At 62.2% G+C, this 23,613-nt stretch carries 15 protein-coding genes; 10 read left to right on the forward strand and 5 right to left on the reverse strand.

Going from position 1 to position 23,613, the window contains the following annotated elements; all coding sequences use genetic code 11:
* Positions 1 to 5: 5 nt before the first annotated feature.
* From bcsG to bcsE, 3 genes are read right to left on the reverse strand one after another with little or no spacing between them, the layout of a single operon-like run.
* A complete protein-coding gene (bcsG, locus tag BVU99_RS22645) occupies positions 6 to 1,661 on the reverse strand; it encodes a cellulose biosynthesis protein BcsG (protein WP_099816929.1) in 1,656 nt (551 codons plus the stop codon).
* Entirely contained in the window at positions 1,658 to 1,861 is a 204-nt protein-coding gene (gene bcsF / locus BVU99_RS22650; protein ID WP_004934139.1) for a cellulose biosynthesis protein BcsF, read from the reverse strand. Before bcsF ends, bcsG begins: the two co-directional genes overlap by 4 nt.
* Positions 1,848 to 3,416 (reverse strand): cellulose biosynthesis protein BcsE, encoded by a 1,569-nt coding sequence (bcsE, locus tag BVU99_RS22655; RefSeq protein WP_089181521.1) that lies wholly within the window; start codon positions 3,414 to 3,416, stop codon positions 1,848 to 1,850. The genes bcsF and bcsE overlap by 14 nt, the downstream gene beginning before the upstream one ends.
* A 189-nt stretch (positions 3,417 to 3,605) precedes the next feature.
* Between bcsE and bcsR the strand changes: the two genes are divergently transcribed.
* The 9 genes from bcsR to BVU99_RS22700 all read left to right on the forward strand — a co-directional run bounded on the left by bcsR (position 3,606) and on the right by BVU99_RS22700 (position 19,642).
* A complete protein-coding gene (gene bcsR, locus BVU99_RS22660) occupies positions 3,606 to 3,797 on the forward strand; it encodes a cellulose biosynthesis protein BcsR (RefSeq protein ID WP_025304843.1) in 192 nt (63 codons plus the stop codon).
* Between the two features lie 3 nt (positions 3,798 to 3,800).
* A complete protein-coding gene (gene bcsQ / locus BVU99_RS22665) occupies positions 3,801 to 4,541 on the forward strand; it encodes a cellulose biosynthesis protein BcsQ (RefSeq protein WP_025304844.1) in 741 nt (246 codons plus the stop codon).
* Positions 4,538 to 7,141, forward strand: a complete 2,604-nt coding sequence (gene bcsA, locus BVU99_RS22670; protein ID WP_099816930.1) for a UDP-forming cellulose synthase catalytic subunit — start codon at positions 4,538 to 4,540, stop codon at positions 7,139 to 7,141. The genes bcsQ and bcsA overlap by 4 nt, the downstream gene beginning before the upstream one ends.
* Before the next feature lie 62 nt (positions 7,142 to 7,203).
* Entirely contained in the window at positions 7,204 to 9,510 is a 2,307-nt protein-coding gene (gene bcsB / locus BVU99_RS22675; RefSeq protein WP_099816931.1) for a cellulose biosynthesis cyclic di-GMP-binding regulatory protein BcsB, read from the forward strand.
* 5 nt (positions 9,511 to 9,515) lie between these two features.
* The gene (gene bcsZ, locus BVU99_RS22680; protein ID WP_099816951.1) at positions 9,516 to 10,628 is read left to right on the forward strand and encodes a cellulose synthase complex periplasmic endoglucanase BcsZ; all 1,113 of its coding nucleotides are present in this window, start codon (positions 9,516 to 9,518) and stop codon (positions 10,626 to 10,628) included.
* A complete protein-coding gene (bcsC, locus tag BVU99_RS22685; protein WP_099816932.1) occupies positions 10,610 to 14,083 on the forward strand; it encodes a cellulose synthase complex outer membrane protein BcsC in 3,474 nt (1,157 codons plus the stop codon). The genes bcsZ and bcsC overlap by 19 nt, the downstream gene beginning before the upstream one ends.
* 228 nt (positions 14,084 to 14,311) lie before the next feature.
* Positions 14,312 to 16,318, forward strand: coding sequence for a biofilm formation regulator HmsP (gene hmsP / locus BVU99_RS22690; protein ID WP_025304849.1), 2,007 nt, complete (start codon positions 14,312 to 14,314; stop codon positions 16,316 to 16,318).
* A gap of 273 nt (positions 16,319 to 16,591) precedes the next feature.
* Positions 16,592 to 17,878 (forward strand): dicarboxylate/amino acid:cation symporter, encoded by a 1,287-nt coding sequence (locus BVU99_RS22695; RefSeq protein ID WP_016929514.1) that lies wholly within the window; start codon positions 16,592 to 16,594, stop codon positions 17,876 to 17,878.
* A gap of 261 nt (positions 17,879 to 18,139) precedes the next feature.
* Complete coding sequence (locus tag BVU99_RS22700; protein WP_099816933.1) at positions 18,140 to 19,642, forward strand: pitrilysin family protein; 1,503 nt, start codon at positions 18,140 to 18,142, stop codon at positions 19,640 to 19,642.
* A gap of 26 nt (positions 19,643 to 19,668) precedes the next feature.
* Here BVU99_RS22700 and ppiC read toward each other — a convergent pair whose 3' ends face one another.
* The gene (gene ppiC / locus BVU99_RS22705) at positions 19,669 to 19,950 is read right to left on the reverse strand and encodes a peptidylprolyl isomerase PpiC (protein ID WP_004934175.1); all 282 of its coding nucleotides are present in this window, start codon (positions 19,948 to 19,950) and stop codon (positions 19,669 to 19,671) included.
* A 109-nt stretch (positions 19,951 to 20,059) separates the two neighbouring features.
* Here ppiC and rep point away from each other — a divergent pair, with 109 nt between their 5' ends.
* Positions 20,060 to 22,084 carry a DNA helicase Rep gene (rep, locus tag BVU99_RS22710; RefSeq protein WP_043142264.1) on the forward strand — a complete coding sequence of 675 codons (2,025 nt, stop codon included), beginning with the start codon at positions 20,060 to 20,062 and terminating at the stop codon, positions 22,082 to 22,084.
* 32 nt (positions 22,085 to 22,116) lie between these two features.
* Here rep and ppx read toward each other — a convergent pair whose 3' ends face one another.
* A complete protein-coding gene (gene ppx, locus BVU99_RS22715) occupies positions 22,117 to 23,613 on the reverse strand; it encodes an exopolyphosphatase (RefSeq protein WP_043142260.1) in 1,497 nt (498 codons plus the stop codon).

Raw genomic sequence — 23,613 nt, forward strand, 5'->3', positions numbered from 1 at the left:
CGCGCTTATTGCGGATAAGGCACCCAGTCGCCGCCGTTCAGGCGAATGTAAGGCTTGCCCTGATATTGCATCACGATAGCGTTGTCGTTTTCGGAGATGACCGGGGTCTGCGGCAGCGCCTGCGTCAGTGTCTGCCAATCGACGCTGGATTCGCTGAAGACCTTGCCGTCCACCAGGCGCGACACCAGTTCAGACAGCGCCAGATAGCTGCTCGGCGTTTTGATCTGCAGTGGACTGCCCTGATGCGGCGCCTTCATGCCCACCAGTTTGATGCCGACCGGCGTATGGGTGATGTTCGGGCTGGGGATATCGCGCAGGCCGGACATCTGCATCTTGTCACCCACTAACGCCGCCCCGTGTTCCGGCACGATCACCACCACCACTTTGCGGCCGGATTTTTCCAGCTGATCGAGGAAGGTGTTCAGCTGATCGAACAGCTTCTGCGCGCGTGGCTGATAGTCGGCGCTCTTGTTGGCGCCGACGAAGCGGTTGCCGTCGTGCAGCGGGATGACGTTGAAGAAGGTAGCGGTGCGGCCGTCGCCGCCTTTTTGCTGCTGATCCAGCCAGCGGGTCAGCAATTCGAGATCGTTATAAATCGGCTCACTGTCGAACGACGTCAGCTCGTTGCCGATGCCGGCCTGCGACATTAACGGCGCCTGCATGTCGCCCTGTTCACGCAGCTCTTTCAGGTAGTTGCCGAATACCCCGGAGTGATCGAGCATCAGCTGTTCCTTGAAGCCGAGTTTTGTCAGGTTGTCGAATAGGTAACACTGCTGGTTCACCGGCTGGTACAAATCATGATGCGAAAGCTGGCCGCAGCTGGCGCGCAGCAACCGTATCGAGGCCGGGCCGCTGTAGGCGGTGGCCGAATTGAAGCTGTCGAACATGATATCCATCTTCGACCACAGCGGATGATTCTGCAGGTTGACCGCGTCCATATCGGCCCAGGCCAGCGAACAGATGTTGATCACCAGCAGATCGAACGGCTGGGCGTCGGCGGGCAAGGTGGTCGGGAACGCGGTGGCGCGGCCTTTTTCCCGGTCGTAGAACTGGTTCAGGTAGGCCGTCAGGTTGGCGCTGGTCGGCGGCAGGCTGTCCGCCGGCGCAGCGTCCCCCGCCGCCGGCGCGGCCGTGGCCGGCGTATTGGCGCTGCCGGCCGAGGCTGTGGAGGTCGAGGGCAGCAGTGAGACCGCCGGCCCGGCAATGTTGACGATATTGAGCCACACCAGCGCCGCCACGGTGAATACGGTGACGCGCACCCATTGCGCGACGAACAGGTAGGCGATAAACAGTACGAAGGCCGCGCCGATCATCTGCCAGTTGATAAAGCGGTTGACCAGTTCCAGCAGATACTGGGCGCTGAAGCCGGCCAGCTGCGACCCCTGGCTGAGAATGCTGTTGATGCCCGGCAGCCAGGTGTCGTGGTAGAACAAGGCGATGCCGATCGGGATGGCGAGGTAGTGGCGCCAGCGATGCAGGCGTTGCGAAGGGATCGGCATCAGCAGAAACGCCATGAACACCAGGTTCGGCAGCGCGTGGAAATTCAGGTAGCCGAACCACAGCAGGGCGAATTTAGCCAGAAAATAAAGGTTCCAGCCACCCAGCCCACGCCAGTAGCGCCACAGAGCGTTATCGGATTGCGTATTCGAGTTTCGATTCATGGCTGCTTCTTACGTTTAATCTGAGATGAGGAGCCAGTGCGCACCCACAAACCGGCGGATTTCAAATAGCGCGGCGATAACAACAGGTTTTGCCAGTATTGACGCAAATGCGGAAAACGCCGGTGAAAGGCGTAACCCAGCGGAATGAAGATCAGCGCGCACAGCAGGATCAGTTGCACGATATCGTTAAGGTTCAGCATGCGGTTCCTCCTGCGGGTCAAGCGACAGCGTGAAGGCGACCGGCTGCCGCCGTTCCACGGGTTCCTCGGCCACCGCCACGCTGGGGCGCGGCGCGGCGCCGGCGGTACCGGTAGCCGAAAGCTGCCAGTGCCCCTGGGCCATGCGTTTGATTTCCGAAACGATATCGACGTCCTGGTGCCACACCACCCGGTTGCTGAAGGCTTCATCCACCGGCAGCCGGAAGATGAACTTCAGCGCGGTATCCAGATCGTTGATGCGGCAGGTGGACAGGAACAGCACCAGCCGCCCCTGCACCACGGTCATCACATCGCCGAACCGCCGCAGGTGGCACAGGGTCATCGCCTGTTCGGCGCGTAGGCCGGTGGCCGGGCGTAGCGCCACCATCACGCCTTTGCCGTCCTCAGGCAGCAGCGTGTTGCCCATCAGCGAAAGCACCGCCTGGCTGAACGCTTCCGGCCGCATATAGCCTTTGAGCTGCAGCGGGCGTAAACCGGCCAGTAACGCATCGATGTCGGCGGGCACATGGCGTGAGAAACGCTGCCCCTGGATGCCCTCGAGCATGGTGAGAAAACGCGACAGCGGCGCGACGTGCGGCACGATCAGATTGGCGCCGCAGGCCAGCAGCAGCCGTTCGTCGCTGTAGCGCAGGCTGGCGCTCATCTCGCGCACCGCGATTTTCAGGCCGCTGCCGCGGCTGCGTCGCAGGGTGTGGATCTGGTGCGCCAGGTGATCGATTTGGTCGCTTTGATACAACGCGAAAATCAACGTTGCCGAGAGTCTCAGCATGCCGTGCTGCGCCAGTTCGTCGTTGCTGTCCAACAGCTGCCAGTTGGCGGACAGCGGCGGCGCGCCCTCCAGAATGCTGCGTTCGGCCAGATACTGACCTTCGTCGCTGCGCAAGGCGGTGGGGGAGGGTTGACTATTTTCATCCTCGCCCTGCCAGCCGCCCTGTGCGGCGTACAACGTCAGCAGTTGATTGGCGTTGATGCCGTTTTCGGTGCTCCACCAGTTCACCAGATATTGCGCGCTGTCCTGCTGCCATTGCAGGCTGGATAGGCCGTTCAGGATACGATGCTGTGCGCTGAGCTGCCCTTTAAGCTTATTGATGCCGCCGCCGTGGCTGAGGATCAACAGCGTGCAGCCCTGCCGCCGCAGCCAGGCGGCGAGGGTACGCGTCCACTCGCGCAGCTCTTCGGTGGTGAAGGTTTGCCACAGGCTGGCGTGGGCCAGCAGGATAAGCAAGCGATTCTGCGGCCGCAGGGCGCGCATCAGATCGTCGCTCAGCTGCGTCAGCGCGGCTTTTTTCTCTGGTAATTGATACAGCGGCAGCTTTTGCAAAGCGGGCGAAGCCAGCTCGGCCAGCAGGCTTTCGGGTTTGTCGCCGCTGCAGATCAGGGCGACTTTGTGAGTGGCCGGCTGGGCGGCGATCACCTGGCGACACAGCAACGCGGCGTCGCTTTGCCTGTCGACATTGATCCAATAGAGCCCCGGAGCCTGCATCACCGAGAGCTCTTCCCAAATCTGCCGAATGCCTAGAGAAAAAGAGTGCGCCATAGGATGTGTTCTACTTTCGTTGAAAGCCGACTAAAGGCGTTTATATTTAAAGATAGCCATTTTTACTCTGGCAATAACAAATATCCGACGCTATTCGGCAATATTTGTTGAGAATCATCTTATTGCCTGTCTCTTTTTGTATCGTTGCTATAGTTAATTAACATAGCCTATTTTCGCCAAGGCGGAAGAATGAATAACGCACCTACCCATTTTCGTGCAGCGGCACCTGGGGAGAGCCAGGATGACCTGCAGGCGCTCAGCCAGGCTTTTTCATTGCCGAAATTAAGCTATGTCGATATTTCGCGGCAGGAGCGGCTAACGCACATGATGACGCGCTGGTCACTGTTGGCCGAATTGGCGCAGACTGCGGGGAGCCATTGATCTATGCCGGTGATCGCGCTGCAAGGGCTGCGGGGTGGGATGGGGACGACGTCGGTCACGGCGGCGCTCGCCTGGGCGTTGCAGCAGCTGGGTGAGTCGGTGTTGGCGATCGATTTCACGCCGGATAATCTGCTGCGCTTGCATTTCAACACGCCGTTCGAACTGGCACGCGGCTGGGCCCGCGCGGAGCAGGACGGCGGCGGTTGGCAGGAAGGCGCGCTGCGTTATTGTGAAAACCTCGATTTTCTGCCGTTTGGCCGCCTGAATGCGGCGGAACGGCTGGAAGTGCAGCGTCAGTGTCAGCAGCTGCCCGAACGCTGGCGCGACAACCTGCGCCAACTGAGCGCCGGCGATCCGCAGCGCTGGATCCTATTGGATGTTCCGATCGGGGACGGCGCTCTGGCGCAGCAGGCGCTGCAGCTAGCCGACAGCGTGTTCATGCTGTTGAACCCCGACGCCAACTGCCAGGTACGGCTCCATCAGCAGACGCTACCGAACGACTGCCGGTTCCTGGTCAATCACTACTCCTCCGCCAGCCAGCTGCAGCAGGATTTGCATCAGCTGTGGCTGCAAACCCTGAGCGGTCTGTTGCCGGTGGTGATCCACCGTGATGAAGCGCTGGCGGAAGCGCTGGCGGTCAAACAGCCGCTGGGCGAGTACCGCCCCGAGAGTCTGGCGGCGGATGAAGTGCTGACGCTGGCCAACTGGTGCCTGATCAACCTCAAACGGGGTGTTGCGCCATGAGCCGGGTGCTGAGCCTGCTGCTGGTGCCGCCGGTGCGTCAGGCGGTGCAGGCGCGCTACCGCGGCTATCGCCGCAACGGCGCGTCGGCGCTGACCGCGTTTTTTGCCACGTTGCTGGTGGCGCTGGGGTGGATGCTGCTGCGCTTTGAATCACCGGCCTGGCAGCGTGTGCGTACCGGCCACGCTTACTGGTTCCCGCACCTGTCCGCCGAACGCCCACGCCCGGCGGATGCGCTGCGCTATCTGCTGCAGGGCCTGTGGCTACTGCTGTTCCGCAGCGGCCGCGCGCCAGTGCAGCGTGACTATTTCGCTGGGTGGCGTCGGCTGCAGCAGCGCTACGCCGATTGGCTGCAGGGCCTGCCGCAGCGGCTGAAAAACGCCGGCGTGGAACAGCGTTCGGTAGAGCGCCTCGGCCGCATGAACCGCGGCATGCGACGCGCGCTGTTTATTCTGGTCGGCGTGCTGGCGGCGATCCTCGCCATGCTGTGCATCTCGCAACCGTTCGATCTGTCGGCGCAATTCGTGTTCGTCGTGCTGCTGTGGGGGATCGCGATGGTGGTGCGCCGGGTGCCGGGGCGCTTGCCTGCGCTGATGCTGATCGTGCTGTCGCTGACTGTCTCCTGCCGTTACCTGTGGTGGCGCTATACCGCCACGCTGAACTGGGACGATCCACTTAGCCTGGTGTGCGGCCTGTTGCTGTTGGTGGCGGAAACCTACGCCTGGGTGGTGCTGGTGCTGGGCTATTTCCAGACTATCTGGCCGCTTAATCGCCAGCCGGTGCCGTTGCCCGCTGACAGCGCGACCTGGCCAACCATCGATTTGATGGTGCCGACTTACAATGAGGACCTCGGGGTGGTGAAGCCGACCGTCTATGCGGCGCTGGGCATCGACTGGCCGAAGGAAAAGGTGAATATCTATATCCTTGATGACGGTAATCGCCCCGAATTCCGTGCGTTCGCCGCCGAAGTGGGGGTGAAATACATCGCCAGGCCGACCCACGAACATGCCAAGGCCGGCAACATCAACAACGCGTTGAAGCAGGCCACCGGCGAGTTCGTGGCGATTTTCGACTGCGACCACGTGCCGACGCGCTCTTTCCTGCAGCTGACCATGGGCTGGTTCTTCAAAGACAAAAAGCTGGCGATGCTGCAGACCCCGCACCACTTCTTCTCGCCGGATCCGTTCGAGCGCAACCTGGGGCGTTTCCGCCAGACGCCCAACGAGGGCACCTTGTTCTACGGGCTGGTGCAGGACGGCAACGACATGTGGGACGCCACCTTCTTCTGCGGCTCTTGTGCCATCTTGCGCCGCAGCGCGCTGGACGAGATCGGCGGCATCGCGGTGGAAACCGTCACCGAAGACGCCCACACCTCGCTGCGTTTGCACCGGCGCGGGCATACCTCGGCCTATATCCGCATTCCGCAGGCTGCCGGGCTGGCGACCGAAAGCCTGTCGGCGCACATCGGCCAGCGCATTCGCTGGGCGCGCGGCATGGTGCAGATCTTCCGGCTCGACAACCCGCTGCTGGGCAAGGGGCTGAAACTGGCGCAGCGCCTGTGCTACGCCAACGCCATGCTGCACTTCCTGTCGGGCATTCCGCGGCTGATCTTCCTCACCGCACCGCTGGCGTTTTTGCTGCTGCATGCCTACATCATCTTCGCGCCGGCGCTGGCGATCGCGCTTTATGTGCTGCCACACATGATCCACGCCAGCCTGACCAACTCGCGTATCCAGGGGAAATACCGCCATTCGTTCTGGAGCGAAATCTATGAAACGGTGCTGGCCTGGTATATCGCGCGGCCGACCACGGTGGCGCTGTTCAATCCGCACAAGGGCAAATTCAACGTCACCGCCAAGGGCGGGCTGGTGGAGGAGGAGCACGTAGACTGGGTGATCACCCGACCTTATATGTTCCTGGTGATCCTTAACCTGGCCGGGCTGGCGTTCGGCGCCTGGCGGCTGGCCTATGGCCCGACGGACGAGGTGATGACGGTGATCATCAGCCTGGTGTGGGTGCTGTACAACATGACCATTCTCGGCGGCGCGGTGGCGGTGGCGGTAGAGGCCAAGCAGGTGCGTCAGGCGCACCGCGTGGAGATCGCCATGCCGGCGGCGATCGCGCGTGCCGACGGCCACCTCTACCCCTGCACGCTGCGCGATTACTCCGACGGCGGCGTGGGCATTGAGATGCGAGTGGAAAACGCGTTGAAAGACGGCGACAAAGCCTCGCTGCTGCTCAAGCGTGGCCAGCAGGAGTACAGCTTCCCCTGCGTGGTGACGCGCGCCTTCGGCAACAAGGTGGGGGTGCGTCTGGTCAATCTCACCACCCGTGAACACATCGATTTCATTCAGTGCACCTTCGCCCGCGCCGATACCTGGGCGCTGTGGCAGGACGGGTTCCCTGAAGACCGGCCGATCGAAAGCCTGCGCGACGTGCTGGCGCTGGGCTTCCGGGGCTATGTGCGCATGGCGGACTACGCGCCGCCGCTGGTGCGCGGTTTGCTGGTCGGGGTCACGTCGCTGACCGCCTGGGTCGTGTCGTTTATTCCGCGCGGCGTCGGCAGGGATCCGACCTTGGGTCAACAAGAAACAGTGGGTTAGCTGCGAGTTCAACCGCCCGCTCACTCGCCCGGTGAACAGGCTCCAACATTGATGATGATACGATGACGCGAAAAATAACCTGGTTAACTGCTCTGGCCTTAGGCATCAGTACCTTGTCGCAGGCCGAAACCGTCACCGCGCCGACCGTGGCCGCCCAGCCGCCGATCGCCGCGGCGGCCGATACGGCGACCGCGCCACCGCTGGCCACCGCACCGCAGGATCCGAATGCGCCGGTGCGCGACGTATCGCTGTCGTTTGCGCAGATAGCGCCGCCGCCGGGCACCTTTGTTCTGCGCGGCACCCGGCCGGACGGACAGATCGAATTCGGCGTGCGCAGCGATGAGGTGGTCTCGCAGGCGATGCTCGATATGGAGTTTACGCCGTCACCGGCGCTGATCCCGGTGGAGTCGCACGTCAAGGTCTATCTGAACGACGAACTGATGGGCGTAACCACCCTCGCCAAAGAGCAGCTGGGCAAGCCCAATCGCATCCAGATGGCGATCGATCCCCGCTATATCACCGATTTTAACCGCGTAAGGCTGGTGTTCGTCGGTCATTATCAGAACATCTGCGAAAACCCGGCCAGCACCTCGCTGTGGCTCGACGTCAGCAAGTCCAGCGCGCTGAAGCTGCGTTTCCAGACGCTGCCGGTGAAAAACGAGCTGTCGCACTTCCCTGAGCCGTTCTTCGACAGCCGTGACAATCGGCCGCTGACGCTGCCGATGGTGTTCGCCGGCCAGCCTGACCTCACCCAGCAGCGCGCGGCGGGTATTCTGGCCTCCTGGTTCGGCAGCAAGGCGCAGTGGCGCGGGCAATCCTTCCCGACGCTGTACAACGCGCTGCCGACGCAGCACGCGGTGGTGTTCGCCACCAACTCGCAGCGCCCGGATTTCCTGCGCGATTATCCGGCGGTCAACGGCCCGACGGTGGAGATGATCAGCCACCCCGACAATCCGTACGTCAAACTGCTGTTGATTCAGGGGCGTGACGACAACGATTTGATCACTGCTGTGAAGGGCATCGCGCAGGGCAACATCCTGTTCCGCGGCCAGAACGTGACGGTGGACAAGGTGGAACAGCTCGCGCCGCGCCAGCCTTACGACGCGCCGAACTGGGTGCGCACCGATCGGCCGATGACCTTCGCCGAGCTGCAGCAATATGCCGAACAGCTGCAAACCAGCGGCATCGAGCCTGGCCCGATTTCGCTGACCATGAACCTGCCGCCGGACCTGTTCCTGATCCGCAGCACCGGCATCGATATGCACCTGAAATACCGCTATACCGCGCCGCGCATTCAGGACGGTTCGCGGCTGAGCGTCAGCCTGAACAACCAGTTTGTGCAGGCGTACTCGCTGGTGCCGGAACACGAACAGGGCGCGCAGCTGCTGCGCCTGCCGTTGACGCAGGGGCTGCTCGACTCCGACAAGAACGTCAATATCCCGGCGCTGCGGCTGGGGGCTACCAACCAGCTGCGTTTTGACTTTGACTACACCACGCTGCTGGCCAGCGGCGCGGAAGGGCGCTGCGAAACCTATTCCTTCACGCAAAACCATGCGGTGATCGACGGTGCGTCTACCATCGATTTCTCCGGCTACCGCCACTTTATGGCGATGCCGGACCTGCGCGCCTTCGCCAACGCCGGCTTCCCATTCAGCCGCCTGGCGGATCTGTCGCAAACGCTGGTGTTGGTGAACCAGAAACCGCAGCCGGCGCAGGTCAGCGCGCTGCTGAACGCGCTGGGTGTGATCGGCGCGCAAACCGGTTATCCGGCGCTGGCCTTCACGCTGAGCGACGACTGGTCGCTGGCCAAGGATCGCGACGACGACATCCTGATGGTCGGCACCATTCCGCCGGCGCTGCGCGACGACAAGAAAATCAGTCTGCTGGTGGACGCGACCCAAAGCTGGGTGAAACAGCCGACGCGGCAGCCGCCGCTGCCGAGTGCGGAAGTGCTGGCAGAGGACACCAAGCCGGACAGCAAGACCAGCGTCAGCTCCGAGGGCGCAATGTCGGCGATCATCGGCGTACAGTCGCCGTTCAACGACCAGCGCAGCATCGTGGCGCTGTTGGCGGACAGCCCGCGCGGCTATGAGCTGCTCAACAATGCCCTGCTGGACAGCGGCAAGCGCGCCGCGGTGTTTGGTTCGGTGGCGGTGATCCGCGAATCAGGGGTCAACAGCCTGCGCGTCGGCGATATTTACTATGTCGGCCACCTGCCGTGGTGGGAGCGGCTGTGGTATGCCCTCTCCACCCATCCGGTCCTGCTGGCGGTGATCGCGGTGGTGCTGGTGGTGATCCTGGGGCTGATGCTGTGGCGCGGCCTGAAGGCCTTCAGCCGGCGTCGTCTGGCGCCTGAAGATCGGGATTGACGGCGGTGAGCGCGATGCTGCAACGCCTGTCGCTCGGCATGCTGCTGCTGTGTGCGTTCAGCGCGGCGGCGGTCTGCGAGTGGCCGGGCTGGCAACAGTACAAGCAATTCTACATCAGCCCGCAGGGGCGGGTGATCGATCCGAGCAGTCCGAACAAGATCACCACCTCCGAGGGACAGAGTTACGGCCTGTTCTTCGCTCTGGTGGCCAACGACCGGCCGACCTTCGATCGGCTGTTGGCCTGGACGGAGAACAACCTGGCGGCGGGCGATCTCAGCGCCCGTTTGCCCGCCTGGCTGTGGGGCGAGAGCGACGACAAGCAGTGGAAGGTGCTGGACGCCAACTCGGCGTCAGATGCCGATCTGTGGATCGCTTATAACCTGCTCGAAGCCGGCCGCCTGTGGAAAAGCCGGCGTTATCAAACCCTGGGAACGCTGCTGCTGCAACGCATCGGCCGCGAGGAAGTGGCCGACATCCCCGGCCTGGGCCTGATGTTGCTGCCGGGCAACGTCGGGTTTGTGGCGGAAGATCGCTGGCGGCTGAACCCCAGCTACCTGCCGCCGCAGCTGCTGGCGCGTTTTGCGGCGCTGAACGGCCCGTGGCGCGCGATGCGCCAGGTCAATCAGCGGCTGTGGCTGGACAGCGCGCCGCACGGCTTCTCACCGGACTGGGTGGTGTGGCGAGTCGGCACCGGCTGGCAGCCGGATACCGTCAAGCCGAACGTCGGCAGCTACGACGCGATTCGGGTCTATCTGTGGGCCGGCATGCTGGCGGACGACGATGAGCATAAGGCGGCGCTGCTCGCACGCTTCCAGCCGATGGCGCAGCTCACCGCCAAACAGGGTGTGCCGCCGGAGAAAACCGATACCGCCAGCGGCAAAACCACCGGTGACGGCCCGGTCGGCTTTTCCGCCTCAATGCTGCCGATGTTGGCGACGCAGGCCGAGGCGCTGGCGACACAGCGGCAACGCATCAGCGAACATCCGCCGGGTGACGACGCTTATTTCAGCGCCTCGCTGACGCTGTTCGGTCAGGGGTGGGATCAACAACGTTATCGCTTTAATCGTCAGGGTGAATTGCAACCCTCGTGGGACGGCCAATGCACAACTTCAAAATAAACTGGCTGAATTTGATTCCGCTGAGCCTGGCGATGCTGCCGCAGGCGCGCGCCGCGGAGGCCGTGGCCCCGGAGCAGTGGCTGCTGGAGCAGGTGCGCATTGGCGAGGCCGGCAACAAGGACGATCTGGTGCGCCAGTCGCTGTACCGGCTCGAGCTGATGGATCCGAATAACCCGGACGTGATCGCCGCGCGTATGCGTTTGGCGCTGCGGCAGGGCAACATGGCGCTGGCGCAACAGCAGTTGGACAAGCTGAAAACTCTCGCGCCGCAGTCCAGCGCCTATCGCCAGGCGCAAATGAACATGCTGCTGACCCAGCCGGAAACCCGGCAAAAGCTGCAGCAGGCCCGCCTGATGGCGACCGCCGGCCGGCTGCCGGAGGCCAAGGCGCAGTACGATGCGCTGTTCCACGGCGAGCCGCCGACGCTCGATCTGGCGGTGGAGTATTGGCGGCTGGTGGCGCGTTTGCCGGGGCAGGAGGCGAAGGCGTTAAAGCAGTTGCAGGCGCTGGACCAGCAATATTCCGGCAACGTGGCGCTGCGCATGTCGCTGGCGCGTATGCTGTTCAGTCAGAATCAGGACGCGCAGGCCTATGAACTGCTGCAGAAGATCGCCGCCGATCCGGCCGGGCGCGGCGATGCCGCCGATCTGTGGCTGGACAAGGTCAAAGCGATGCCGGTCAACGCGCAAAGCGTGGCGGCGCTCAACCGCTTCCTCGGCGTGTTCGATACCGGCGATCAGGCGACCCGCGCCCGTGAAGAGCTGGCCAGACAACAGAAACTGTTGGCCGATCCGGCTTATCAGGCGCGGGTGCGCGGCCTGGCGCAGGTGGATAAAGGTGGCAGCCGGGCGGCCATTCCGGCGTTGCAAAAGGCGCTGGCGGCAGCGCCGAACGACGCCGAGGTGCTGGGCGCGCTCGGCCAGGCCTATTCGCGCGCCGGTAACCGCCCGCAGGCGCTGAAGCTGTTTCGCCAGGCGCTGGCCGCCGACAAGAATGGCTACGGCAGCGGCAAATGGCAAAGCCTGATCAAGAGCACCGGCTACTGGCTGGCGATCGACGAGGGCGACAAAGCGCTCAAGGCAGGCAATCTCGCGCTGGCCCGGCAGAAATATCAGCAGGCGCGCCAGCTCGACGACAGCGACGGCGATGCGTTTATCGGCCTGGGCGATGTGGCGGTGGCGAGCAAGGATGACGCCGCGGCGGAAGGGTTTTATCAGCAGGCGCTGCGACGCGATCCCGGCAACGGCAGCGCGCTGCGCGGCCTGGTGAATATCTATCAACGGCAGTCGCCGGAAAACGCGTTGGCCTACCTCAGCGGCCTGCCGCGCAGCCAACAGGCCAAGCTGCGCAGCACCTTCGACGGGCTGCGGCTCGACATGTTGAAACAGCAGGCGGAGACGCTGGCGCAGCAGCAACAGTGGCAACAGGCGGTGGAAATTTATCGCCGCGCCCAGGCGATGGATCCCGACGATGTCTGGCTGACCTATCGCTACGCGCAGGCGCTGCGTCAGGCTGGGCAGCCGCAGCAGGCGGACGCTCTGTTCCGGCAGCTGGCGCAGCGCCAGCACGCCAATCCGCAGCTGACCTACGCCTATGCGCTCTATCTTTCCGGCAGCGATCGCGACCGGCAGGCGCTGGCGCAGCTCAATACGCTGCCGGCGGCGCAGTGGAACGACAACATGCGCGAACTGGCGCAGCGGCTGAAAATGCAGGCGACGATCGCGCATGCCGAAGGGCTGCGGGCGGCCGGTGACGAACCGGCGGCGGAAGCCTATCTGCGCCGGCAGCCGGCGGACACGCGCATCGATTTGCTGCTCGCCGACTGGGCGCTGGCGCGCGGGGAGTATGCGGCGGCGCTGGACGACTATCAGCGGGTGAAACGCCGTGAACCGAACAATCCGGATGCGCAGCTGGGCGAGATCGAAGCCTATGTGGCGCAGGGAGATCTTGACGCGGCGCGCCAGCGGCTGAAAACCGAACCGCAGCCGCAAGACGCTTCGCTCAACAGCCAACGGCGGGTTGCCAACGCCTGGAGTGCGGTCGGCGATGCGCAGCAGGCCGACGCGCTCTTCGGCCGGCTGAAAACGGCGGCGGCTTCAGAACCCGTCGGGCAGACCAAGGCGCTGATCTACCGTGACGCCGCCCGTCTGGAGCGGGCTCAGCAACAGCCTGAGCGGGCGCAGCAGGATTTCCGGCAGGCGATGGTGGCCGGCGGCATCACGCCGACGCTGCCGCAGGATAATGACAGCTACACTTATTTGACGCGCAATAACGCGGGCGACGACTGGCTGAAACGCGGCATCCGCTCCGACGCCGCGGATCTGTATCGACAGCAGGACGTGAACGTCACACTCGATCACGATTACTGGCGCTCGAGCGGCACCGGCGGCATTTCCGATTTCAATGCACACGACACCATGCTGCAGGTGGACATGCCGCTGTATGACGGGCGCGCCTTCTTGCGCACCGACACCGTGCAGCTGGATGCCGGCCGCTTCTCGACCGACGGCAGCGGCCACTATTACGAGACCTTCGGCACTTGCAACACGCAAGGGTGCCGCGGCGATGAACACCAGAAAACCACCGGCACCAGCGTGGCGGCCGGCTGGAAAAACGATCGCTGGGCCGCCGATATCGGCACGACGCCGATGGGCTTTGAGGTGGTCGACTGGACCGGCGGCCTGGCCTACAGCGGCGACTGGAACCACATCGGCTGGACGCTGGCGGCCTCGCGGCGGCCGATCTCCAGCTCGCTGCTGGCGTTCGGCGGTGCCAAAGATCCGAACACCGGTACCACCTGGGGTGGCGTGCGCGCCACCGGCGTCAGCCTGAGCGCCAGCTACGATCGCGGCGAGGCGAACGGCGTATGGGCCGATCTCAGCGCGCACCAGATTACCGGCAAGAATGTGGCGGACAACCAGCGGCAGCGGTTGATGGCCGGTTACTACTACAAGCTGATCAACGAAGACAATCGCCGCCTGAGCGTCGGGCTCAATACCATGCTGTGGCATTACCAGAAGGATTTGAGTGGTTATTCGCTGGGGCAGGGCGGCTATTACAGCCCGCAGCAATATCTGTCTCTGTCGCTGCCGGTCAACTACCGTCAGCGCACCGAGAACTGGTCGTGGGAGCTGGGCGGTTCGGTTTCGCTGTCCCATTCCAAAACCGACAGCCAGCGCCGTTATCCACTGCAGGGGCTGATCCCGGATTCGTTGCCCGATAAGTTCGCCGTCGAGGACGGCAGCTCCTCAAGCGGCGTCGGTTATACCCTGCGGGCAATCGTCGAACGCCGTCTCAGTTCGCACTGGACGCTCGGCGCCGGCATCGACATTCAACAGGCGAAGGACTATACGCCGAGCCACGCGTTGATTTATCTGCGCTATTCCCTGGCCGGCTGGCAGGGGGATCTCGATTTGCCGCCGCAGCCGCTGACGCCTTACGCCGACTTTAAGTAGTCGGAAGAGGAAAGATTCGGAGTGTCGGACGCCGGGGAGTTTTGTTACCCTGTGTCCGGGTCGTGTTTGTTCGCTTTAGGAAAAGACTGAAACCCGCGATTTTCTTGGTTTTGCCTGCGGCATAGCCAGATAAAAACAGCCGATGATCGAGTATACTCAGCCCGGTTCGAGGGGGCGGGTGAGAGTCAGCCCCCTTTTTGTTTTAGCCCGATTTCACGGAGAGCAGGTTTGCGGGTCAGGCGTTCGTTAACGATTAAGCAGATGGCGACAGTGTCCGGCGTGGCGCTGGTCACGATCTGCATCTTTATCGTGATCCAGTTATTCCACTTTGTGCAGCAGCGCAGGGATGACTACGCCCAGCAACTGGAGAATATCGCTCACTCCGTGCGCCAGCCGCTGGCGGAAGCGGTGCTGCGGATGGACGTGCCGGAAGCCAAAAGGGTGCTGAACACCCTGTTGCCGGTCGGCATTCTCAGCCGGGCGGATATCGTCTTGCCGAACGAGTTTCAGGCGCTGCACGCCAATTTCCCGCCGGAGCGGCCGGTGCCGACGCTGATCGCCCGGCTGTTTGAACTGCCTATCCAAATTTCCGTGCCGCTCTATTCGCTGGAACGGGTGCCGGCCAACCAGCAGCCGCTGGCCTATCTGGTGCTGCAGGCCGATTCGTTCCGCATGTACCAGTTTATCCTCAGCATTTTGTCGACCATGCTGTCGACCTACCTGCTGCTGGCGCTGATCCTGTCGGTGGCCATCACCTGGTGCATGAACCGGTTGATGGTGCACCCGCTGCGCGCGATGGCCAAAGAGCTGGAGAACATCTCGCAGGACGAAGCGCCCTATCACCAACTGATGCTGCCGGCGCTGCACCAGGACGACGAGCTCGGCCTGCTGGTGCGCAACTACAACCGCAATCAACAGACGTTGGCCAAGGCGCATGCCGACATGAGCCGCCTGAGCACCCGCCACCCGGTGACCGAATTGCCAAATCCGGCGTTGCTGAACGCGTTGCTGGAACAGCATATCGCCTCCAGCCTGCGCCCCGAGCGTTTTAACCTGTTGGTGATCGGCATCGAGACGCTGCATGAAGCGTCTGGCGTGATGAGCCCGGCGATGCGTGAAGCGTTGCTGCTGGCGTTGGCGAAGAAGCTGCGCGGCTGCATCGACGAAAACGGCGTGCTGGCACAGCTGAGCAATACCGAATTCGCCATTCTGGCCAAGGGCATCGAGCGGCCGTTCCACGCCATGCAGCTGGCGCGGCGTATCATGGCGGAGATCAACGCGCCGTTGACGCTGGAAGGTTTGGCGCTGCGGCCCAACGCCAGTATCGGCATCGCGCACTACCTCAATCAGGGGGAGAGTGCGGAACAGCTGCTGCGCAGCGCCACCTCGGCGATGATGTCCGCGCACCGCGAAGGAAAAAATCAGATCCTGTTCTTCGAGCCCAGCCTGACGGAACGCACGCAGAAGCGGTTGACCCAGGAGAGCGAGATCTTGCACGGCATCGAGCAGCGGCATTTCACGCTGTTCCTGCAGCCGCAGATCGACATGCAGTCCAACGAGGTGATCGGCGCCGAAGCGCTGCTGCGTTGGCAGCAGTATGACGGCAGCTATACCCTGCCGGCCGACGTTATCCCGCTGGCGGAAGAGCTGGGTGTGATCGTGCCTCTCGGCAACTGGGTGTTGGAAGAGTCCTGCCGCATCCTGGCAGACTGGCAGCAACGCGGCATTGCGCTGCCGCTGGCGGTCAACGTTTCCGGTATTCAGATGCAACATGAGGCGTTTGTTCCGCATCTGAAAAACCTGCTGGCGCAGTATCGGATCGATCCGCGCAAGCTGCTGCTGGAGATCACCGAGACGGTACGTATCGACGATCTCGACCACGCGCTGGCGCTGCTGCGTGAGCTGCACGATCTGGGATTGTCTATCGCGCTAGATGACTTCGGCATGGGCTACTCCAGCCTGGAGTACCTGAACCGGTTGAAATCCCTGCCGATCGATTTGATCAAAATCGACCGCAGCTTCATTCAGGGGCTGCCGGCCGACGATGCGATGGCGCGTATCGTCAGTTCGATCTCCGAAGTGCTGGCGTTACCGGTGATGGCCGAAGGCGTGGAAAACGCCGGGCAGCGCGACTGGCTGCTGCAGCACGGCATTCGCAGCGGGCAAGGATTCCTGTTCGCCCGTCCGCTGCCGCGCGAAGCGTTCGAAGCCGAGTTTTGCCGCGCGGCGCCGTGAGCGCCGCGTGACCTTTCCGGTACTTTTCCCCGTCCGAAAATCGCCATTCTTCATCTACCTCTTTTGAGTTAGTGCAAACAAAGGCTTACGCAATTTTCAGCTTTGCACCTCGACTGACGCGTTTCAGCTCTTAAATTCACATCAACCCTCAGGGGCGGGTGCAACAAATTATTTCCATGTTGTTAAGTGGGTGTTATTTTCCGCGCAAGCAATGAACAGGCTGGATTTTTAGACTGCTGCCTGGTGCGTGTCTTCCCCCCATAGGATGTTCATATGAAAACAACGATCTTTAAGAGCCTCTATTTTCAGGTACTGACGGCGATCACGCTGGGTATCCTGCTTGGCCATTTCTACCCTGACCTCGGCGCCGAGATGAAACCTCTGGGCGATGGCTTCGTCAAACTGATCAAGATGATCATCGCACCGGTGATCTTCTGCACCGTGGTGACCGGCATCGCCGGCATGGAAAGCATGAAGGCGGTGGGGCGCACCGGCGCCATCGCGCTGCTGTATTTTGAAATCGTCAGCACCATCGCGCTGATTATCGGTCTGGTGATCGTCAACCTGGTGCAACCGGGCGCCGGCATGAACGTCGATCCCGGCACGCTGGACGCCAAGGCGGTGGCGGTCTACGCCGAGCAGGCACAGCAGCAGGGCATCATTCCGTTCCTGCTGGACATCATCCCCGGCAGCGTGATCGGCGCGTTCGCCAGTGGCAACATTCTTCAGGTGCTGCTGTTCGCGGTACTGTTCGGCTTCGCCCTGCATCGTCTGGGCGACAAAGGGCAGCTGATCTACAACGTGATAGACAGCTTCTCGCGGGTGATTTTCGGCATCATCAACATGATCATGCGCCTGGCGCCGCTGGGGGCCTTCGGCGCTATGGCGTTTACCATCGGTAAATACGGTGTCGGCACCCTGGTGCAACTCGGCCAACTGATCGTGTGCTTCTATATCACCTGCATCCTGTTCGTGGTGGTGGTGTTGGGCAGCATCGCCCGCGCCAACGGCTTCAGCATCTTCAAATTCGTCAACTACATCAAAGAAGAGCTGCTGATCGTGCTGGGGACCTCGTCGTCCGAATCCGCGCTGCCGCGCATGCTGGATAAAATGGAGAAGCTGGGCTGCAAGAAATCAGTGGTGGGTCTGGTTATTCCGACCGGGTACTCCTTCAACCTGGACGGCACCTCTATCTACCTGACCATGGCCGCGGTGTTTATCGCGCAGGCGACCAATACCCACATGGACATCATGCATCAGATTACCCTGCTGGTGGTGCTGCTGCTCTCCTCCAAAGGGGCGGCGGGTGTCACCGGCAGCGGCTTTATCGTGTTGGCCGCCACCATCTCCGCCGTCGGCCACCTGCCGCTGGCCGGCCTGGCGCTGATCCTCGGCATCGACCGCTTCATGTCGGAAGCCCGTGCGTTGACCAACTTGGTGGGCAACGGGGTGGCGACCGTGGTGGTGGCAAAATGGTGTAACCAGCTGGATGAAAAACAGCTGAAAGACACGCTGAACAACAAAAACACCGGCGCGGACAAAACGCTGCCTTCCGCCTGATATCGGCGGTAAATCACCGGCCGCATCCACGGCCGGTGAGGTTCTTCCCCCTGCCTCGTAACGATTTTTTGCATTAAAAACCCCGCAATCCATTATTTTTCACTCTAATGAGTGACATCCGCAAAGGCGCGCGGTCTAACACGGTGGTACACTTTCTGCTTTCCGCCCCACCGTGAAACTCAGGGCGTATTTTTATGATTCCATTGAATGGAATACACGCATTTGCATAAGAAATTGGATAGTCATTAAGTAGGGGTTCACATGCAGGGCACCAGAATTCATCTTATAGTTGGTGGGTTGCTATTGGCTGCAGCCAGTAGCAGCGTGCAGGCTGAAGCACTACAACCCGACCCTGCCTGGCAGCAGGGGGCGTTGGCCAACGGGTTTTCATGGCAGATTCTCGATACGCCGCAGCGGCCGAGTGACCGCGTTGAACTGCGGTTGATCGTCAATACCGGCTCTTTGGTGGAGTCTTCGCAGCAGACCGGCTTTGCTCATCTGCTGCCGCGGCTGGCGTTGGCGCGTAGCGAAAGCTTCACGGCCCCGCAGCTGCGCGCCCTGTGGCAGCAGAGCGTGGACAACGAGCGGCCGCTGCCGCCGGCTATCATCTCGTATGATTTCACCATGTATAACCTCAGCCTGCCGAACAACCGGCCCGACCTGCTGAAAGAAGCGCTGGCCTGGCTGGCGGATACCACCGGCAAATTGGCGATCGACGAGCATACGGTGCATGCGGTGATGAATTCCAGCATCAATCCGGTCGGCACTTTCCCGCCTAATACCCAAGACGTCTGGTGGCGTTACCGCCTGAAAGGCTCGACGCTGCTGGCGCACGATCCGGCGCAGCCGGCAAAACGGCCGGTCAACCTCGAGCAGCTGAAGAAATTCTACCAACAGTGGTATACCCCGGATGCCATGACGCTGTTCGTGGTCGGCAAGGTTGACAGCCGCAGCCTGGGCGAGCAGATCAACAAGGCGTTCTCGCCGCTGCAAGGCAAACGTGAAACCCCGGCCCCGATGCCGACGCTGACACCCCTGCCGCAGCAGCCGGTGAGTCTGATCAGCGAGCAGGTGAAACAGGATACGCTGTCGATCATGTGGGATTCGCCGTGGCACCCGATTCGCGATTCGCAGAGCCTGCTTCGTTACTGGCGTGGCGATCTCGCCCGCGAGGCGCTGTTCTGGCATCTCCAGCAGACGCTGGAAAAAAGCGAACAGAAGAGCCTGCATCTGGGCTTTGACTGCCGCGTGCAGTATCAACGAGGGCAGTGCGCCATTCATCTGGATACGCCGAACAACAATCTGAACGGCAGCCTGGGCTTTATTGCCCGCGAGCTGGCCAACGTGCGTGACAACGGCCTGTCGAAAGAAGAATTCGATGCGCTGCTGGCGCAGAAAAACGATCAGCTGAGCAAGCTGTTCGCGACCTACGCCCGTACCGACACCGATGTGCTGATGAGCCAGCGTCTGCGCTCGCAACAGAGCGGGGTGGTGGATATTGCGCCGGAGCTGTATCAGAAGCTGCGCCAGGAGTTCCTGTCCAGCCTGACGCTGGAGACGCTGAATCAGGCGCTGAAGCTGCAGCTTTCTCAGGAGGCGACGCTAGTGCTGATGCAGCCGAAGGGCGAGCCGGAAATGAGCATGAAGCAGCTGCAGGAAACCTATGACGGCATCATGATGCCGGCGCCGGCGGTGGTGACGGAAGAAGCCAAGCCGGCCGACGCCGCGGTGGCAGTGCCGGCGACGGACGCCAGCGCGCAGTAATTCGCCGCAGGGGGGCTCAGGCCCCCTCAGTTGCGGTACAGCACCTTGATGATGTGGTAACCGAACTGGGTTTTGACCGGGCCGTAAGGTTTGAGCAGCGGGATGCTGAACACCGCTTTATCGAACGCCGGCACCATCGCGCCTTTGTTGAACTCGCCCAGCGAGCCGCCGTTGCGTTTTGACGGGCAGCTCGAGTATTTGCGCGCCAGCGTGTCGAAGCTGACGCCGCGCTTCAGCTTGGCCAGCAGCTCGTTGGCCAGCTTTTCATTGTCTACCAGAATGTGCAGGGCGCACGCCGTTTTTGCCATGGTATTGCCTTTGTCGATGCGAAAATTGCGCTGATTATACCCGCTAAATCTCGTCGGCGCTTTCTGCTACAATTCCCTTCCACGTTTTACAGCCGAGCAAGCCAGCACCATGCGATTAAACCCCAGCCAACAACAAGCCGTCGAATTCGTTACCGGGCCCTGCCTGGTGTTGGCCGGTGCCGGTTCCGGCAAGACGCGCGTTATCACCAACAAGATAGCCCACCTGATCCACCACTGCGGCTACCAGGCGCGGCACATCGCCGCTGTGACCTTTACCAACAAGGCCGCGCGCGAGATGAAAGAGCGCGTGTCGCAAACCCTGGGGCGCAAAGAGGCGCGCGGGCTGATGATTTCCACCTTCCATACCCTGGGGCTGGAGATCATCAAGCGGGAATACGTGGCGTTGGGGATGAAATCCAACTTCTCGCTGTTCGACGACCAGGATCAGCTGGCGCTGTTGAAAGAGCTGACCGAAAAGTGGCTGGAAAGCGATAAAACGCTGGTGGCGCAGCTGATTTCGACTATCTCCAACTGGAAAAACGACCTGATCGATCCCCAGCGGGCGGCGGAGCTGGCGCGCTCGGAGCGCGACAAGCTGTTCGCCCACTGCTACGGCCTGTACCACGCCCATATGCGGGCGTGCAACGTGCTGGACTTCGACGACCTGATCCTGTTGCCAACGCTGCTGTTGCAACGCAACGAAGAGGTGCGCGAACGCTGGCAGCAGCGCATCCGCTACCTGTTGGTGGATGAATACCAGGATACCAACACCAGCCAGTACGAGCTGGTGAAGTTGTTAGTGGGCAACCGCGCGCGCTTTACCGTGGTGGGTGACGATGACCAGTCGATCTACTCCTGGCGCGGCGCGCGGCCGCAGAACCTGGTGCTGCTGAAGGAGGATTTCCCGGCGCTGCAGGTGATCAAACTGGAGCAAAACTACCGTTCCAGCGAGCGCATTCTGAAGGCGGCCAATATCCTGATCGCCAATAACCCGCACGTGTTTGAAAAACGGCTGTTTTCCGAGCTGGGGTATGGCGAAGAGCTGAAAGTGGTGACTGCCAACAACGAGGAGCACGAAGCCGAGCGGGTGGTGGGGGAGCTGATCGCCCACCACTTCGTGAAAAAGACCAACTACGGCGACTATGCGATCCTGTACCGCGGCAACCACCAGTCGCGGGTGTTTGAAAAGATGCTGATGCAGAACCGCATTCCGTACAAGATTTCCGGCGGCACCTCGTTCTTCTCGCGCCCCGAGATCAAGGATCTGCTGGCCTACCTGCGCGTGCTGACCAACCCGGAGGACGACAGCGCCTTCCTGCGCATCGTCAATACCCCCAAGCGCGAGATCGGCCCGGCGACGCTGCAGAAGCTCGGCGAATGGGCCAACCAGCGCAACAAGAGTTTATTCCACGCCAGTTTCGATCTGGGGCTGAGCCAGCACTTGACCGGGCGCGGGCTGGAATCGTTGCAGCGCTTCACCCATTGGCTGGGCGGCATCGCCCAACAGGCGGAGCGTGAGCCGGTGGCGGCGGTGCGCGATCTGATCCGCGGCGTGGATTATGAAAGCTGGCTGTTTGAAACCTCGACCAGCCCGAAGGCCGCCGAAATGCGGATGAAGAACGTCAACACGCTGTTCGGTTGGATGACGGAGATGCTGGAAGGCAACGATTTGGACGAGCCGATGACGCTGACCCAGGTGGTGACGCGCTTCACCCTGCGCGACATGATGGAGCGCGGCGAAAGCGAAGAAGAACTGGATCAGGTACAGCTGATGACGCTGCACGCCTCCAAGGGGCTGGAGTTCCCTTACGTGTTCCTGGTGGGCATGGAAGAGGGCCTGCTGCCGCACCAGAGCAGCATTGACGAAGACAATGTCGACGAAGAGCGGCGTCTGGCCTATGTGGGGATCACCCGCGCGCAAAAAGAGCTGATCTTCACCCTGTGCCGCGAGCGCCGTCAGTACGGTGAGCTGGTGCGGCCGGAGCCGAGCCGCTTCCTGCTGGAGTTGCCGCAGGACGATTTGGCGTGGGAAACCGAGCGCAAAGTGGTGAGCCCGCAGGAGCGGATGCAGAAAGGGCAGAGCCATCTGGCCAATATCCGCGCCCAGCTGGCCAAGGCCAAAGGCGGGAATTAAAAAGACAGGGCGCTCATCGCGCCCTGGTCATTTCAACGTTGTTCTTCCAACCGCAGCGTCCAGTGGACGTAGCTCTGCCAGTGGCTTTCCTGCTCCAGCGCCTCGGCGCGCAGCGGATGCTGTTCCAGCCACCCCGGCGGCAAAATCACCGTCAGTTCATCGTCCTGATTGGCGCGTAAACGCACCGCCGGCAGCGTGTCGTCGCGGCGGCGGCTGGCGAAGATGATCGCCAGGCGCAAAATGCGGCACAGACGCTGCGCGGTGCGCGGCGGCAGGGCGTTTTGCTGGTTCAACAGCGACAGGTCGAGAGGGTTGCTCTGGTTTTGCAGCAGGGTGGCCAGCAGTTTTTTCTGCGCCGGGGTAAAGCCGGGTAAGTCCAGATGGCGGATCAGGTAGGCGGCGTGTTGCGGCGCCTGCTTGAAATCGACGCTGAGGCCGAGTTCGTGGATCAGGCTGGCGCTGTGCAATAGCTCGCGACATCGTGCGTCCAACTGCCATTCGTTGGCGACCTGCTGCGAGAAATTGGCGGCGAGCTGGCTCACGCGTTCGGCCTGCTCGGTATCGATCAGGTAACGGCGCTGCAGGTTGCGGATGGTGCGGATGCGAATATCCTGCTCCACCGGCAGATGCAGCATGCCGTAAACCAGGCCTTCACGCAGCGCTCCGCCGGCCAGCATCATGCTCTCGATGCCGAGCTCCTGGAAAATGGCCAGCAGAATGGACAGGCCGCTCGGGAAGACCAGCGCGCGCTCCAGCGTCAACCCTTCGATCTCCAGCTCTTCCAGCTTGCCGCACTGAATGGCACGCTGTTTCAACTGGCGCAGCTTGGGCAGGGTGATGCGTTCATCCATGCCTTGCGCCACCATGATCTCCTGCAGCGCTTGCACGGTGCCGGAAGCGCCGACGCAGATCTGCCAACCTTGCTGGCGCAGCTGCGGTGCGATCGGCCGCACCATTTCGCGCGCGGCCTGTTCGGCGCGCTCGAAGTTTTCTTGCCCGAGGTTGCGGTCGCTGAAGTAGCGCTCCAGCCAGGTAACGCAGCCCATCGACAGGCTATACAGCTGCGATGCCTGTGCGCCGGTGCCGGTGACCAGTTCGGTGCTGCCGCCGCCGATGTCGACGACCAGCCGCTGATCCGGCCCGCCGGTGGTGTGCGCGACGCCGTGATAAATCAGCCGTGCCTCTTCTTCGCCGCTGATCACCTGCACCGGGCAGCCGAGGATTTGCTCGGCGACCTGCAGGAACTCATCGGCGTTGGACGCCAGGCGCAGCGTGGCGGTGGCGACGACGCGGATCTGCTCGCGCGGAATGTCCTGCAGGCGTTCGGAGAACAGCCGCAGACACTGCCAGCCGCGCTGCATGGCCTCATGCGACAGGTGATTGTGCTGATCCAGCCCGGCCGCCAGGCGCACCTTGCGCTTGATCCGCGCCAGAGTCTGAATGCTGCCGGCCACCTCGCGCACCACCAACATGTGGAAGCTGTTGGAGCCGAGGTCGATGGCAGCATAAAGCGTGCTGGAGCTGAGCAT

Origin of the sequence: Serratia sp. OLAL2 (assembly GCF_002752475.1) — a bacterium.
Lineage (GTDB): Bacteria > Pseudomonadota > Gammaproteobacteria > Enterobacterales > Enterobacteriaceae > Serratia > Serratia bockelmannii.

What these genes read in the sequence shown, in the direction of transcription:
- bcsG (WP_099816929.1), bottom strand. Translation starts at nt 1,661, where the DNA reads ATGAATCGAAACTCGAATACGCAATCCGATAACGCTCTGTGGCGCTAC.
- bcsF (WP_004934139.1), bottom strand. Translation starts at nt 1,861, where the DNA reads ATGCTGAACCTTAACGATATCGTGCAACTGATCCTGCTGTGCGCGCTG.
- bcsE (WP_089181521.1), bottom strand. Translation starts at nt 3,416, where the DNA reads ATGGCGCACTCTTTTTCTCTAGGCATTCGGCAGATTTGGGAAGAGCTC.
- bcsR (WP_025304843.1), top strand. Translation starts at nt 3,606, where the DNA reads ATGAATAACGCACCTACCCATTTTCGTGCAGCGGCACCTGGGGAGAGC.
- bcsQ (WP_025304844.1), top strand. Translation starts at nt 3,801, where the DNA reads ATGCCGGTGATCGCGCTGCAAGGGCTGCGGGGTGGGATGGGGACGACG.
- bcsA (WP_099816930.1), top strand. Translation starts at nt 4,538, where the DNA reads ATGAGCCGGGTGCTGAGCCTGCTGCTGGTGCCGCCGGTGCGTCAGGCG.
- bcsB (WP_099816931.1), top strand. Translation starts at nt 7,204, where the DNA reads ATGACGCGAAAAATAACCTGGTTAACTGCTCTGGCCTTAGGCATCAGT.
- bcsC (WP_099816932.1), top strand. Translation starts at nt 10,610, where the DNA reads ATGCACAACTTCAAAATAAACTGGCTGAATTTGATTCCGCTGAGCCTG.
- BVU99_RS22695 (WP_016929514.1), top strand. Translation starts at nt 16,592, where the DNA reads ATGAAAACAACGATCTTTAAGAGCCTCTATTTTCAGGTACTGACGGCG.
- BVU99_RS22700 (WP_099816933.1), top strand. Translation starts at nt 18,140, where the DNA reads ATGCAGGGCACCAGAATTCATCTTATAGTTGGTGGGTTGCTATTGGCT.
- ppiC (WP_004934175.1), bottom strand. Translation starts at nt 19,950, where the DNA reads ATGGCAAAAACGGCGTGCGCCCTGCACATTCTGGTAGACAATGAAAAG.
- rep (WP_043142264.1), top strand. Translation starts at nt 20,060, where the DNA reads ATGCGATTAAACCCCAGCCAACAACAAGCCGTCGAATTCGTTACCGGG.
- ppx (WP_043142260.1), bottom strand. Translation starts at nt 23,613, where the DNA reads ATGCTCAGCTCCAGCACGCTTTATGCTGCCATCGACCTCGGCTCCAAC.